Genomic DNA, 13,253 nt, shown 5'->3' with positions numbered 1-13,253 from the left:
GACGTTGGCATTAGTTCACAGTGATGCCTGACTGCTGAACCAGTTCCACCCAACGCTGGAAATCCGTCCGGACAAAATCACCGAATTCGGCGGATGATTTGGGCGGTGCTGGATCAACAACGAGCGACTCTAGTCCCTTTCGGACCGAATCATTCTTGAGAGCACTTAAAAGTGACTCATGGAGTTTTTCAACAATATTTTTAGGTGTACCAAGGGGTGCAAACAAACCCCACCAAGTTTTATTAACTAACTCACCGTAACCGAGTTCTTTAAAGGTCGGTACGTTGCTAAAGGCCATCTGGCGGGTTTCAGAAGTTTGCGCTAACGCGACCAGTTTTCCGCTATTCACCATAGGCATCACAGCCGGGGGGGTCACAAACATCATGTCGATTCGGCCACCAAGCAAATCATTCACCGCGGGTCCGGTTCCTTTGTAAGGAACATGCAGCACCTCTACATTAAATTGTTTGCCGAAAGAGTAACCATCAAAGTGTTGAGACAAGCCTATCCCGGGCGAACCATACGAAACAGTGCTCTTTGTTTTAGACGCGGCAACCCATTCATTTAATGTCTTAATGTTTTTCTCAGCTGTAATGACGAGAATATTGGACGAGGAGCCAATCTCGCCGATCGGTGCAAAGTCCGTAAATGGATCGTAGGGTTTAGGTTTGCGAAGCGCTGGCACGATACCGTGCGTGGATACATGGCCAATCATAATGGTGTATCCGTCAGGTTTGGCGCGCATCAACATTTGCACCCCGAGCGAACCCGAAGCACCCGCACGGTTTTCCACGACGACAGATTGGTTCCACTGTTTCGTGAACTGCTCAGCCAAAAGTCTTGCAATCTGATCAGTCCCACTCCCTGCTGGCCCAGGGACAACAAAAGTGACAGGCGCATTAGGAAAAGACTGAGCCTGAACCGTCATGCCCAACATAGTCATGACACACGTTGCTATGACAGTAAGTCCGCGCAATATCAGAAATTTATTGAAACGGTGTGTCATTTAGTTTGTCCGCGATATGTAGGTTAAAAGAATCAAGCTGCCAACACTGGTTCGCCCGAAATTTGAGTGCGAAGCATCAACCTGCGGCTCGATGTGTCAAATGCTTCTCTGCGGTGCATCGTACATCTGTTGTCCCACATGATCATGTCGCCGAGTTTCCACTGCTGGCCCCAAGCGAATTTCGGTTGCGTGACGTGTTCCCATAATTGGTTTAGCAGGTCCTCGCTTTCAGACAAAGACAAGCCTGAAATATAGGCACTCCTGCGACGACCTAAAAATAAAGCTTTACGTTGACTCAAAGGATGAAGGCGGACCAAGGGATGTCGTGCACCAATCGTTTGCGTTGGGTCATCAATATCTTTGAATCCCTTTCTTAATTCCCCGGCGCTATTACGACTGGCATCGTGAATGCAAAAAAGGTTCTGGATCTTTTCCTTTATCGCAGGGCTGAGTGTTTCGTAAGCCTCGTACATGTTTGTGAAGTACGTATCTCCGCCACTAGGCGGAATTTCAACTGCGTAGAGACAGCTTCCTTTTGGGGGCAGATCGACATAGGTCATATCTGAATGCCATACCGCCTCATAGGAGCCTAGCCCACCGATTGGTTTCCCATCCATCACCACATTAGAAATAATCGTGATCTCTGGTTTATCAACATCAAAATACGGATTCCTGTCAGAGGTACCAATGGGGCGAGAATCCAACTTACCAAAGTTTTTGGAGAACAGAATCAAATCATCTGCCGAAAGCTTGCCAATCCCCCTAAAGCGCAGTATCAGGTGCTTGGTCCACGCTTGCTCTATTGTTTGGCGATCGGTCTCGCTTAAAGGCGTTGAAAAATCAACACCCTCGACATCCGCTCCAAGTGGTCCATTCAGCGGTGTAATTTTTATACTTTTAGGCGAGGCAACGGCTTGATTCATTTCCAGTCTCCTTAGGTGTCATGACGACTTCTTGCCTGATCTGCTTTTTTGAGTAAGCATAGTGCTATGTTTGTTCGATTTTATAGTTATTTTCTATCTATATATAAATGAAGCAAATAAATATATCGCGTCGTCATTTGACCGTCCGTCCGCTTGAGGTCTTTATCTCAGTGGCCAACTCGTTAAGCTTTAATCTGTTACGTAACATCTAATAGACATATGCAAGCAGGAGGAGGTGAATCCTTCCAACGGCAGTTCGGTAAGTCACTAGACGCATCAACAATGGTCGTTTCGCAGGTAGAGCAAAGCTGTCAGAGTACAAAGTCTGGGGGTACGGTTAAAACCCAAATGCCTTAACTGCTGGAAACAGATCCGCATGGTCATGCGGATTTATGATTTAAACAAGTGTTTTTTTCATAAAATCCTCATGATCGTACTGTTTTTTTACAACTTAACAGGCTCCTATGAAACGTGCACTGATAAACCGCAATCTGATTGTCTTACTACCTAAGCAGCCCGCACTCGACTGGATCTTGCGTGTAGACCCAGAGCCTATGACTTACCTCACGCTTGACGCTTTTCGGCAAGAGCAAGACGCTTTTCTTATTCCGGAGGGTAAGGTCGAAACGCCAGAGGCAGCACAGCGCTGGGCTGAACGACGTTGGGATGCAATATTCACACAATTTCTATTCTCTTGGTTTATGGATGAAAGCATGTGGCCAGAGCGTCGTACTCTAGGGATGTTTCGGCAGTGGTTTGAGGTGCAATACCATTCGATGGTGTGGGATGTGTCGGGTGACCCCATAGTGCACGACGACTGGGAAGAAGTGTAATGGGTGTTACCGTATGCGAGGGGCGCCCTCGTGGTGGCGTTGGATGATAATAATGATCAAGCTTTTCACACAAACGTTTTGTGCCTTGGGCTTAGCAATCGTGCTGTTTGCACCTGCGACCTTGGTTTGGGCTCAGCAAATAAGCCTGCCGTCGGAAGTCATCTTTATCCCTAAAAAGATATTGCTTGGCACACTTAAGCTAGAAACAACCGTTTACAAGCCCAAGGGAAATGGACCGTTTCCTTTGATTGTCATTAACCATGGAAAACAAGCTGGGCCGCCCGGGTTGCAGGCTCGCTATACGCCTGGGTGGGCGGCGAGATTTTTTCTTGAGCGCGGCTATGTTGTCTTTGTACCAATGCGCTCGGGATTTTCAAAATCAACCGGCAGTTATGTCGGCGGTGAATGCAATGTCGAGTCCAATGGTCTCGAGCAAGCGGAGGATGTCGCAGCCACAGTCGCTTATGCGCACACTCTTGACTATGTTGATCGTACACAAACCTTGGTACTAGGGCAGTCTCATGGTGGCTGGACCACGCTTGCCTATGGTGCCTCTAAGCCCGATCCCTCCGTTAAAGGTTTAGTGAATTTCGCGGGTGGGCTGCGTCAAACAAATTGCCTTGGGTGGGCGCCTAATCTGGCGAAAGGTGCTGCAAGCTATGGGGCTGCAACAACCATCCCATCGCTCTGGCTGTATGGAGATAACGATAGTTATTTCTCTAAAGAGATTTATTCAGACATGTTTGAGCGCTACAGCAAAGCAAACCCCAAGGCGCAGCTTGTGGCCTTCGGTGTGTTTGGTGAAGACGCGCACAGTTTGTTTGGCCACAGAGATGGTCGCGCAATATGGGAGCCTTACCTAGAAAAATTCATGACGCAGCTTGGCTTGCCGATCGCGGTCATCTATCCGCAATACAAACCAGGTGGGCCGGGTCCGAAATAATTGGCGTTTTTCAGGAAGACGCCTCGAACCAAGCCATGCCGAATGGCGTGGGTGGGTAAAACCTTCACGTTTTTGCAACTAGCCGCAATACTGGATGGCTATTCGTGGCTTGAGCATACCTAGAAAATGTCCGCATTGAGGGCAACATACGACCGCTTTCTAGTCTGGCAATCGTTGATTGAGTCGTGCTCATGCGCTGGGCCAATTCGGCTTGTGTCATGCCTGCTCGAACACGTGCAGCGATAAGCTCGCGTGCGATCGCGAACTCAGGTGCTTGCTTTGCGTACTCGGCACTCGCCTCGGGATCCTTCAAGAGGCGGGCTTTGACACCTTTTAAGTCATTTAACATTGATTCTCCGTAATCTGTCTTTTGCCGTTTCAATGGCTCGACTCGGTGTTTTTTCAGTCTTTTTGGTGAAGATATGCAGCACCACTAACTGCTTACCGGTCGCATAGGTAATTTATCTCTTTTTTGCTATAACTGCAATGCTTCAATGACTAAGAAAGTCTCAACGGATCAATGCTAAGAGTTAATTGCCAGGCTGAGGGAGGGGGTACGTGATTGCCTGTGATTTCAACGCTTTTTAAGTGTGTCATCCAGTGAGGCACTCAATGGCGCATCATCTCCTAAACAGGAGATCGACTATGAAAAAGCTTGCTGTCGTTGTGTTGGCTGTATGGAGCCTTGCCCTCTGTGATCGGCTCGTGTTGGCTCAGACCCAAGTGATACCCAACGGGGTAGGTGGCTACAACGTGTATGGCCCGCAGGGCATAACGCAAGTGATCCCTAATGGCGTAGGGGGCTATAACACCTACGGTCCCAATGGCACGACCCAGATCCAGTCAAACGGTGTCGGTGGTTATAACGTCTATGGCCCACAAGGCTCAACGCAGGTCATACCCAACGGTGTGGGCGGCTACAACAGCTATGGTCCTAATGGCACGACGCAGATTCAATCAAACGGCGTCGGCGGCTATAACGTGTACGGTCCAAATGGTTCGACTCAAGTCATACCGAATGGCGTGGGTGGGTATAACGTTTATGGGCGGTAGAGTGAAGTAGGACGGGGGATTTATATCCAACTTGCCAACCCGGGCGTATTGCCAAACTGGCTAAACAGGAGATTGCAATGACTGTGCAAGTGAAGTTTTTGTCGGCTTTTTTTCGTAAAACCGATATCGCAGCCCACTATCCGGGTGACTGTCGTGCCTTCGAAAGTGAGCAGTTCTTGGGCGTTGGCGATGCCGACCTCTATTGCCTTGTGGCAATGAGTGGCGGCGATCTTGAAAGCGCGCTTGACGCGTTGCGCACCGAGTCTTTTGAGCCCGATGACTGGGTGGCCTTAGCCGATATGTGGCTAGGTCCTCTCAAACACAATCCGCATATTGTCTTCACCGTGAAGGGGGATTCAATGCCACCGTCCTGGGTTGCCGAGTTGCGCGAGGAGAGCCGTCATGTCTAAGGCGCAAACACCCAAGGCGTTACCGGTCAGCTCGTTGCAGTATCGTCCGCGCGATTACTTCGCACGGTATGACTTACAGGCTGAGCTCTTAACGCACGTCAAAGGCCGAGCCCGGCGCGAGATGATTAAAGGCGCGCTCGAGAACGGCGCCATCGACGAGCTGCCGGACTTCCTTAAAGAGCCCGAACTCGAATCGTTTGATCGGACGATGCTCGGTCGTATGCATCCCATGTTTTTAGGCGGTGAGTTCTTGGCGCGCTTAAAGCCTAAGGAGGTAGAAATCGCGCGCATTAGTATCCGCTCGACAACGTTTGATGTGACCGTGGTCTACGCGCGCCTAGTTGGCAAACGCATTCACTACCGTGTCGTGGATGAGTACGAGGGCGAGACCTTAGAAGAACCCACCACGCGCACCTCTGCCAGGCCGCTCACAATGGGGCAGTTGATTGACTTCTTCTTGCACGCCTGGGATCTGATGGGGTGTCTGAAGATGAACTACCCCGACGACGTAGAAGAAATGCAGTGTTTCTTTGAGGCGGAGTCTGAGTTCTATCCGTGCTTAGACGAGACCTTGCGCGACATGGTGCAGGAGAGGTTTGCAGCAGAAACTGACGGGGAGTAAGTAAAAATTTACAATTTGCTCAATATATTGAGTAAAATTACTCACCATGTTGAGCAAATTGTAATATTAAAGACTAAGCTATGTTTAATCGTCTTCAGTACGCCACCTTGTGTCAGCGCCTAGTTGAGCCCCGACGCTTCATACAGATTTTGTCCGGGCCGCGTCAGGTCGGCAAGACAACCCTTGCGCGCCAAGCGATGGCGAGCTTTCAGGGGGTGAGTCATTACGCGTCTGCTGATCTGCCGAGTAAGCCTGACGCAGCGTGGCTTCAACAGCAGTGGGCTGTCGCTCGCCGGTCTGCCCAAGGCCAACCATGTGTGCTGGTATTGGATGAAGTGCACAAAGTAGAGCGTTGGTCTGAAGTCATCAAAATGTTGTGGGACGAGGACAGCTTTAATTCTGAAGCGGCTAATCCTTTGCGTGTCGTGCTGCTGGGTTCGTCTCAGTTTTTGATGCAACAAGGCGTGAGCGAAAGTCTCGCAGGGCGCTTTGAGTTAATCCGCGTGCCGCACTGGTCTTTCGCGGAAATGCGCGAAGCGTTTGACTGGAACCTCGAGCAGTACATTTATTTCGGTGGCTATCCCGGCGCGGCCTCCCTGATTTCTGACGAGAACCGGTGGCGCGATTATGTGCTCGACTCGATTATTGAACCAACACTCGCAAAAGACGTATTGCAACTCACGCGCATCGACAAGCCTGCGTTGTTAAGAAGCTTGTTTGTATTGGGGTGCCATTACTCGGGTCAGATTTTGTCATATCAAAAAATGATCGGGCAATTGCAAGATGCTGGCAATACGACAACGCTTTCGAGTTACCTCACACTGCTTAGCGGCGCATGGCTGCTGACAGGCCTTGAGAAGTTCGCAGGTGATCAGGCTCGCAGTCGTGCGTCGAGCCCAAAACTGCAGGCGTTGAATTTAGCGCTGGTGAGTGCGCAGCTCGGGACAAACTTTGAGGCCGCGCTTAAAGATCGCGAGTTGTGGGGGCGCTTAGTTGAGTCCGCTGTCGGCGCCCACCTCCATAACTACAAGCCTTCGGGTGTGGCCCTGCAGTATTGGCGTGAGCGTGCCGACGAAGTTGATTTTGTGCTCAGCCAAGGCGAGAGACTGACCGCGATCGAGGTAAAGAGCGGTCGCGATAAAGGTCAGTATCCAGGGCTGAAGCACTTCACGAACAACTACAAGCAAAGCAAGCCCTTGGTCGTGGGCACAGGCGGCATACCCTTGACCGAGTTCCTGCTCTCAAAGCCGGAACAATGGCTTTAGCGCTTATACCTTCTCGTGTGATCCTCGCATTTCCAGATGTAACGAGTCCGGAAGCGGCTTAGGAGCGAGACGCGTTTTTTTACTTGATCTTCAAAGCCGTGCACGCGAAGGGTGGTGAGTGCTTCTTCGAGGGTGTCGAAATCGAGATAATCAAACACTTCGTGCTGCGCGTTGGTGAACCAAACCCGGATGCCAGGATCGCTGGGGTGGTCGGTGATCAAGGCGAGGATTTTTTCTTGATTCTCATTGATGACGAACCAAATAGAATCTGCTTTGATCTTTAAGACATCACCAAGGTTGTACCCAGATTTTTGGTCATAGCCCTCTCTGCGCAAAAACGCAGGGACTTCGTAATGCGTAGTGTCACGCACGATCTTTTTGTCTGAAGCGGGTGGGTTATTTCTTGGGTTGCGCAGCAGGCTTGGCATTGAGAAGTCGCCTACCGAGGCGCGAAGTTCTTGGATACTCGTCTGTGGCAGATTTCGTGCGGCAGAGGCAGATGAGTGTGCAAAGCTGATGGAGTCACACATCAAACTGACTTCATGACTCGTCCCGCCCCAGCCCGCCGGCAACATCTGCGGCACTTTGTGCAACACCGGCATTTGCGTGGCTTTGTCAGCGGCGCTTCGCTCGTGCACCATCAAGAAGTTGGTGTGCTCGGTGACGAGTTGATAGGCCACAGCGATCTGTGTTGCGAGCGCTTCGTTTTCAAGCGTTTCGTTGTCGAGTGTTTTAAGGCTCTGTGCGGCAGCGATGCGGGATAAGGCGCTCGCTATCGTGCCGGTGGCGTCTGCGTTGTCCTGTGTGGCAGGTTTAAATTCAACCACGCCGATTTCTTGTGCGATCTCTTGCCCAGCGACGTGGCCACTGAGCGTTACGCGACCAGTCGGGGCTTGATCGAACCAAGCCGAGACGTGCACGGTGTCGCCGTCAAACAGCGCTTGACCAAGCGGAATCTCTTTGGTGGGTACGCAGTCTTTGGGCCAATGAACTTGAATGTTCTGTAAGGAAGGGGAGCGTAAGCGATTAAACATGCGCACGATCGCAGGCTCGACCGCTTCGCCCGCGGCGATAAAGTCGCAAGTCGCGTCTGTTGCAGCAGCCAAGCGCTCCAACACACCTTGACTGGGACTCGCGCCGATACCCACGGTAAAGATCCGGTGCTTCGATTTATTTGCGCGCTCGATAATGCTGTTGACTTCATGTGTTTGACCATCGGTAATGAGCAGCACGTCGCAGTTACTGTTGCTTCCTAGAGCGAGGGTGCTTTCAAGTGCGTCGGGGATATCCGTGCCACCCATGTTGGCTTCTAGTTGCGTGATCCAGCTTTCTGCGCTGACACGTGACTGATCCGACACCGACCAAAGCGCGCGCGAGCCATGTTCAACACTCGTACCAAACTTAGAGAGCGAGAACTTATCGCCCGCTTTGAGTTGCTTAAGCACCGACATCAGCGCCCGGCGAGCGGCCGTGATGCTCCCGCCACCCATTGAGCCAGAACAGTCCACCAAAATCTTGACCGCCGTGGGTTGTGTGCCAGCTTGGGGGATGCTCGGACAAAAACTTGCCGTCGCAACAAACTTGCTTGGGTCCGCATAGTCTGCCCCGACGGTTAGCAGAGACGTCTCTGCCAACTGATCCAATACCAAAATAAAGTCGCGATCTAGATAGCTTTGTTTTGCGAGTGAGACGGTGAGCTGCTGGCCCGTTGCACCACGAGCCACGCTAATCGGATGGCTAGGCGAGGCAACGCGCGCGTTGGCGAGTGCGTCGTGCAAGGTCAGGGTTAGGCTAAAACCGTACTCGGCAAGCACATTCGTGTCGGGTACTTGATGGGGTGCTAAACCACCCCCACGCATTGGATCACCAAAGCGCGGCGCAATCACTGTGGGTATCGCCAAGCGCAAACCCCCTTGCTCAAAATCCAATAGCTGACCGTAGGTGAGGGTGATGATGCATTCTTCCTTCGGCAGAAGATTGCCTAGGTTCAAAACATAGGTGCCATCGCCCGCTTGCTCGAGCATGATGGCTGCGTCGCCTTGAGACAGCGCCTCCTCATAACGCTCTGTCGCTTCGGGCGTTGCGATGACAGAGCCGCTGAGCTTGGCCTGACCGAGTTGCGCCTCAACCCCCAGCAAGACTGCCCCAATCGGTAGGGGAAAGCTGTAGACCACTTCGGTCGGGATCTTTCTAGGGTTGTGAAACGACTGACGTACTTGGGCTTCAAACAAGGCGCCTTTTAGGTTGCCCGTAATCGCTACGTTTTTTAAAGGGATGGGGTCACCGAGGCTATTGCAGACGGTGGCGGTCATCAGATCTTCTATTGTGTCGATGCTCATTTTTCTGTCCTGTTAGTGTTGTCTGAGTCGAGCTGCGCGTAGGCCTGCATGACGGCGCGCACAAACTGACGCAGTTGTTCTGGGCTGAGCCCTGCACGTGTCGGTTCAATCACGAGTTCGACCCCGTTCGCCACGTGCAAATGGCTGCAGACTTCGATAGACCCGGGGGCGGGCCCGCGCTCAGGTACTGGCGCTGAGCCGCCTTGAAGCAGTTCACGAATACGGTCAAGCGACACCCCGGCAGCTGTCCATTTTTTGACGAGCAAGAGTTGTTCAAGATGCTGTGGCGAATACTTTGCTGCCCGTGTTTCACCTTCAGGCCGGTTCACAAGTCCGATTTGGACGTAATAGCGAACCGTGCGTTTGGTGAGGTCAGTGAGGGCACAGAGCTCGTCAAGCGAGAACGTTTGGGTGTGATTGGCAGTGTTCATGTGTTTATAATAACACTACTACTGTACAAATAAACTGTCTTAATTAAAATAAGATCATAAGTCGCTGAGTGGCTCATGCAGTGAGCCACCAAAAATTCAATACTGACTACACCACGTATTCAGGACAACAGAACAGGAGCCCCACCATGGCAGAAGCCCGCAGCGCTGAGAGCGCAACCATTGCTTTACCCGTCCCAAAAATTGACGTCGACGTCAGCCTTCAGCAAATCTATGAACACCTAGCGCAAGAAGGTTTTCGGCCAAAGATCGATGAAGACGGCTCGATTGGCTTTAAGTGCGAAGGGTGGAAGCTCTATCTAGACCCGTATCAAGCGGGCGGTGGCTTTCGCCTTTATTGCTGCGTATTCTGGGAACTGGACTCGGCCGAGCGCACCAAGTGCATCGACATTGCAAACGATCTCAACGCAGACCGACGCTGCGTAAAAGCCTTCGTCAACAGCAACAACACCGTCTGGGTCACCTACGAAACCCACTGCGCTGAGGCGGCGGAATACAGCAGAACCGTGGTGTCTGCAGCTGAATTCGTCATTAGCGCCAGCCGTGAGTATCGCGAGTTGTATCGACGCGAGTCACAGCCTGTGACGCTTAATTAAAGAGATCTGTATGTTGGTCGAACTTGCGGATCAGACTATTGCGACGCCAGACTGGCTGATGAAAGCCTCGCTCGAGGATGCATTGCCTTTAAGACACATCCTATGGCGTTCGTTTTTTTATCCAGCTTGCGGGTACGACGGAAGACCTGTGCAGTATTTTTCTGGAGCAGTGCATAGTTTTGTGTATGTTGATCAAAGTTGTCCTCGTAATTATGTAGAACAAGCGCTACATACCTTTAAGGGTTACAGACTTCTGTTTCAAAAAAATATCGAGCAAAACACTCTCGGCATCAAATCGTTCGAACCCCATCGGTATGTTGAAGAAGGTGACCGCCGAGATTTTAGGTTCCGCTCCCCCTATTTCAGTTACGCGTTGTGGGCTGTGTTTGAAAGACTTGATACTTATGGACCCGAACATGGTCCCGAGCGATTCAGTTTGCTTTATATCGGTGGTGAGGCTGTTTCTGCCTATTGGTCTTTGTATTGGCGTTTTAATGTTTCGCCGTATGCCATTGCACTCGTTCGCTGTGATGGCTTTACTGGCAACTGGACTGCATTTCGTGACGATAAAGCCGAGCTAGCTAGCCTAGTCATGATGGCTCATCCGCTTATGCCGCCTAAGTATTTAGTGAGCAGTTTGCAAGGGCAAGATGCATCGTCACCTTGGCGTTGGTACAGTCAAGTTGTCAAAAAAATTCCAACATCTCGACCCTATCAAGGCTTGACTGTTTGGAAGCTATTTATGCAACCGACGTCACCGCAAGTAGAAGAACGAGTGCGTATGGGGACGGCTCGAGCTATGGTTCAAATCGAAATGGCCGAGAAAGATAAATATAACGAGCGCTACTCTGAACTACGTGCAAGAGCTGCAAATAGGCGGCGACAAATAGAAAAGTTACTACATCTGAGAATCAACCCGCTCTTGGCTGCTTTTTTTCAAGCTAGTTTATCTGGGTGTGCCGATTTAAGTTGCGGTACTTGTGGTGGTAGGAACTTACGTAAGTATCTTGAAGCGTCAAGTACAGCGGAAATATTAAGCGACTTGGGAAGTCTTGGATACGACGAGGTAAAACGCTATGAGGTTGAGATTCGATCGGTGTTGATCTACCTTGAAGCAGGTTACTTAAGTGAGGCTGAAATAAACACTCTCGCGCGTAATGGTGTTCGAAATATTCTTGATCGAATGATTGAACATCATGCATTGCGTCTTGAACGTGCCAGATTAGCGGCTCGCAAGGAGCGAGAGCGGTTGATACGTGCTCGGCAGCGTCAAGCGGATTTAGCGACGGAGCGACTGCCTGGTGCCATTCGTCGGAGAGATCAATTGGCCGTAAGAGCTCTGCTCAGAAAAGGAGCGAATCCTGACTATGTTCAGTTTGATGGATCAACCGCCAGGTTAATGGCAAGGAATTGTGGGGTCGAAAGTTGGTTAAAACGTTCACAGCGCTCCTGAGTATCTGTGTGTTAGCGCTTAGTTCTCCACGATTGATGTACCTCACGCCATACTCACAGGGCTACGACTGTTGTGCGTCACTGCAATGGGTTGCGCCGAGTCTGGGAATGCTCGTCCTCGTCATTAAGCCTGAGGGGGCGCACGCCAAGCGATGGCGGCGGGACTTTGTCTTGGCGTTAGAGAAGCGACGGTCTAAACGCCGTGCGCGCTTGGCCGCTGCGGCGCCTCCTTGCAATTTGTCGATGTATCGCGTGGTGAGCCACCGCAACGTGCAAAATAGTTGTCAGAAGTAGTCTAATATTTACTTAACAAACGTCCTTGTTAAACGCTCCTTGACACAAGATTGGTGAAAAAGAACGATGGATCGCACAGAACGGTTCTACAAGATTCAAGCCATGTTGATGGCCAAGCCCTCAGTCACAATGAAGCAAATGCAGGACGCGCTTGAAGTCTCGCGCGCAACCTTAAATCGTGATCTGGCCTATATGCGTGATCGGCTCAATATCCCCTTCGCTTGGGATGCGACGCTACGCGGCTACGCCATGACACGGCAACCGTCGGAGGACAAAACCTTCGAGCTGCCAGGTGTTTGGTTTAACCAGCAAGAGATCCATTCATTGTTGACGATGATTGAATTGATTTCAAAACTCGAACCGGGTGGCTTGCTACTGCCACACGTTTCACCGTTTAAGAGCCGTCTTGAGGGCTTATTAGACGGGGGCGTTGGTGGTTCCAAAGAGGTGATGTCGCGCATTCGGATTTTGCCGATGGCGCAGCGCCAGGTCTTGGGTGAACATTTTCAAGTGATCACCCATGCGTTGGTACAACGCAAGCGTCTCGACCTCAAACATTTTGCGCGTCAAACGGGTCAGGCGACCGAGCGTCAAGTATCTCCGCAGCGGCTTGTGTACTACCGCGACAATTGGTACCTTGATGCTTACTGTCATCTACGCGATGGTCTACGCAGTTTTGCGCTCGATGCCTTGAATGGTGCACAGTTAACAGAGCAAATCGCGAAGAACGTTCCCGAAGGCGAGTTACGCGAAATGTTTGAGACGAGCTACGGTATTTTCTCTGGCAAGAATAGCCAGCTTGCAAAGTTGAAGTTCACACCCTTCAGAGCGCAATGGGTTGCGCGCGAGGTCTGGCATCCCGAGCAAGTGGGTGAAGTGCACCCAGATGGCAGCTACACCTTAGAAGTGCCGTATGGCGAAGACTGGGAGCTCATCCAAGATATCTTGCGCCAAGGGCCTGACGTAGAAGTCCTCGGGCCACCTGCACTTAAAAAGAAAGTTAAAGAGACCGTACAAAAAATGTCACAGCTTTATTAAGCGCTCGCCAGTGTTAACAAAATCAAAGAT

The 13,253-nt window shown here is 51.0% G+C and carries 15 protein-coding genes; 9 read left to right on the top strand and 6 right to left on the bottom strand.

Annotated elements, in window-relative coordinates:
• Positions 1 to 10: 10 nt before the first annotated feature.
• Positions 11 to 943, bottom strand: coding sequence for a Bug family tripartite tricarboxylate transporter substrate binding protein (locus tag KZZ10_RS11095; RefSeq protein WP_259661600.1), 933 nt, complete (start codon positions 941 to 943; stop codon positions 11 to 13).
• A gap of 95 nt (positions 944 to 1,038) precedes the next feature.
• Entirely contained in the window at positions 1,039 to 1,929 is an 891-nt protein-coding gene (locus tag KZZ10_RS11090) for a TauD/TfdA dioxygenase family protein (RefSeq protein ID WP_259661599.1), read from the bottom strand.
• Between the two features lie 464 nt (positions 1,930 to 2,393).
• Here KZZ10_RS11090 and KZZ10_RS11085 point away from each other — a divergent pair, with 464 nt between their 5' ends.
• Positions 2,394 to 2,762: a hypothetical protein gene (locus KZZ10_RS11085; RefSeq protein ID WP_259661598.1), complete on the top strand. Its 369-nt coding sequence runs from the start codon at positions 2,394 to 2,396 to the stop codon at positions 2,760 to 2,762.
• A 52-nt stretch (positions 2,763 to 2,814) separates the two neighbouring features.
• Entirely contained in the window at positions 2,815 to 3,705 is an 891-nt protein-coding gene (locus KZZ10_RS11080; protein ID WP_259661597.1) for a dienelactone hydrolase family protein, read from the top strand.
• Between the two features lie 64 nt (positions 3,706 to 3,769).
• Here the strand turns inward: KZZ10_RS11080 and KZZ10_RS11075 are convergent, their stop codons facing one another.
• Together KZZ10_RS11075 and KZZ10_RS11070 are read right to left on the bottom strand one after the other, a co-directional pair.
• Entirely contained in the window at positions 3,770 to 4,054 is a 285-nt protein-coding gene (locus KZZ10_RS11075) for a helix-turn-helix transcriptional regulator (protein WP_259661596.1), read from the bottom strand.
• Positions 4,044 to 4,166 carry a type II toxin-antitoxin system RelE/ParE family toxin gene (locus KZZ10_RS11070; RefSeq protein ID WP_259662195.1) on the bottom strand — a complete coding sequence of 41 codons (123 nt, stop codon included), beginning with the start codon at positions 4,164 to 4,166 and terminating at the stop codon, positions 4,044 to 4,046. Before KZZ10_RS11070 ends, KZZ10_RS11075 begins: the two co-directional genes overlap by 11 nt.
• A 184-nt stretch (positions 4,167 to 4,350) precedes the next feature.
• Here KZZ10_RS11070 and KZZ10_RS11065 point away from each other — a divergent pair, with 184 nt between their 5' ends.
• The 4 genes from KZZ10_RS11065 to KZZ10_RS11050 all read left to right on the top strand — a co-directional run bounded on the left by KZZ10_RS11065 (position 4,351) and on the right by KZZ10_RS11050 (position 7,055).
• On the top strand, positions 4,351 to 4,758 hold the full coding sequence (locus KZZ10_RS11065; RefSeq protein WP_259661595.1) for a hypothetical protein: 408 nt from the start codon (positions 4,351 to 4,353) through the stop codon (positions 4,756 to 4,758).
• Positions 4,759 to 4,835: 77 nt separating this feature from the next.
• Complete coding sequence (locus KZZ10_RS11060; protein ID WP_259661594.1) at positions 4,836 to 5,168, top strand: hypothetical protein; 333 nt, start codon at positions 4,836 to 4,838, stop codon at positions 5,166 to 5,168.
• Positions 5,161 to 5,790, top strand: a complete 630-nt coding sequence (locus tag KZZ10_RS11055; protein WP_259661593.1) for a hypothetical protein — start codon at positions 5,161 to 5,163, stop codon at positions 5,788 to 5,790. Before KZZ10_RS11060 ends, KZZ10_RS11055 begins: the two co-directional genes overlap by 8 nt.
• Positions 5,791 to 5,870: 80 nt before the next feature.
• On the top strand, positions 5,871 to 7,055 hold the full coding sequence (locus KZZ10_RS11050) for an ATP-binding protein (RefSeq protein WP_259661592.1): 1,185 nt from the start codon (positions 5,871 to 5,873) through the stop codon (positions 7,053 to 7,055).
• Here the strand turns inward: KZZ10_RS11050 and KZZ10_RS11045 are convergent.
• Together KZZ10_RS11045 and KZZ10_RS11040 are read right to left on the bottom strand one after the other, a co-directional pair.
• The gene (locus KZZ10_RS11045; RefSeq protein ID WP_259661591.1) at positions 7,052 to 9,394 is read right to left on the bottom strand and encodes a VIT and vWA domain-containing protein; all 2,343 of its coding nucleotides are present in this window, start codon (positions 9,392 to 9,394) and stop codon (positions 7,052 to 7,054) included. The genes KZZ10_RS11050 and KZZ10_RS11045 overlap by 4 nt on opposite strands.
• Complete coding sequence (locus tag KZZ10_RS11040) at positions 9,391 to 9,825, bottom strand: MerR family transcriptional regulator (protein ID WP_259661590.1); 435 nt, start codon at positions 9,823 to 9,825, stop codon at positions 9,391 to 9,393. The genes KZZ10_RS11045 and KZZ10_RS11040 overlap by 4 nt, the downstream gene beginning before the upstream one ends.
• Positions 9,826 to 9,971: 146 nt before the next feature.
• Here KZZ10_RS11040 and KZZ10_RS11035 point away from each other — a divergent pair, with 146 nt between their 5' ends.
• The 3 genes from KZZ10_RS11035 to KZZ10_RS11025 all read left to right on the top strand — a co-directional run bounded on the left by KZZ10_RS11035 (position 9,972) and on the right by KZZ10_RS11025 (position 13,223).
• A complete protein-coding gene (locus KZZ10_RS11035) occupies positions 9,972 to 10,439 on the top strand; it encodes a YbjN domain-containing protein (RefSeq protein ID WP_259661589.1) in 468 nt (155 codons plus the stop codon).
• A 148-nt stretch (positions 10,440 to 10,587) separates the two neighbouring features.
• Complete coding sequence (locus KZZ10_RS11030) at positions 10,588 to 11,892, top strand: hypothetical protein (protein ID WP_259661588.1); 1,305 nt, start codon at positions 10,588 to 10,590, stop codon at positions 11,890 to 11,892.
• Positions 11,893 to 12,251: 359 nt separating this feature from the next.
• A complete protein-coding gene (locus tag KZZ10_RS11025; RefSeq protein ID WP_259661587.1) occupies positions 12,252 to 13,223 on the top strand; it encodes a helix-turn-helix transcriptional regulator in 972 nt (323 codons plus the stop codon).
• Positions 13,224 to 13,253 lie beyond the last annotated feature (30 nt).

The sequence above is a fragment of the Zwartia hollandica genome (assembly GCF_019923725.1).
In the GTDB taxonomy this organism is placed as follows: domain Bacteria; phylum Pseudomonadota; class Gammaproteobacteria; order Burkholderiales; family Burkholderiaceae_B; genus Zwartia; species Zwartia hollandica.
Note: the sequence above shows the minus strand (reverse complement) of the source record. Positions and strands in the feature narration are given on the sequence as shown.

Coding starts and splice junctions, on each gene's coding strand:
- KZZ10_RS11035 (WP_259661589.1), top strand. CDS start 9,972: ATGGCAGAAGCCCGCAGCGCTGAGAGCGCAACCATTGCTTTACCCGTC.
- KZZ10_RS11090 (WP_259661599.1), bottom strand. CDS start 1,929: ATGAATCAAGCCGTTGCCTCGCCTAAAAGTATAAAAATTACACCGCTG.
- KZZ10_RS11080 (WP_259661597.1), top strand. CDS start 2,815: ATGATCAAGCTTTTCACACAAACGTTTTGTGCCTTGGGCTTAGCAATC.
- KZZ10_RS11045 (WP_259661591.1), bottom strand. CDS start 9,394: ATGAGCATCGACACAATAGAAGATCTGATGACCGCCACCGTCTGCAAT.
- KZZ10_RS11040 (WP_259661590.1), bottom strand. CDS start 9,825: ATGAACACTGCCAATCACACCCAAACGTTCTCGCTTGACGAGCTCTGT.
- KZZ10_RS11060 (WP_259661594.1), top strand. CDS start 4,836: ATGACTGTGCAAGTGAAGTTTTTGTCGGCTTTTTTTCGTAAAACCGAT.
- KZZ10_RS11055 (WP_259661593.1), top strand. CDS start 5,161: ATGTCTAAGGCGCAAACACCCAAGGCGTTACCGGTCAGCTCGTTGCAG.
- KZZ10_RS11025 (WP_259661587.1), top strand. CDS start 12,252: ATGGATCGCACAGAACGGTTCTACAAGATTCAAGCCATGTTGATGGCC.
- KZZ10_RS11085 (WP_259661598.1), top strand. CDS start 2,394: ATGAAACGTGCACTGATAAACCGCAATCTGATTGTCTTACTACCTAAG.
- KZZ10_RS11095 (WP_259661600.1), bottom strand. CDS start 943: ATGACTATGTTGGGCATGACGGTTCAGGCTCAGTCTTTTCCTAATGCG.
- KZZ10_RS11050 (WP_259661592.1), top strand. CDS start 5,871: ATGTTTAATCGTCTTCAGTACGCCACCTTGTGTCAGCGCCTAGTTGAG.
- KZZ10_RS11075 (WP_259661596.1), bottom strand. CDS start 4,054: ATGTTAAATGACTTAAAAGGTGTCAAAGCCCGCCTCTTGAAGGATCCC.
- KZZ10_RS11065 (WP_259661595.1), top strand. CDS start 4,351: ATGAAAAAGCTTGCTGTCGTTGTGTTGGCTGTATGGAGCCTTGCCCTC.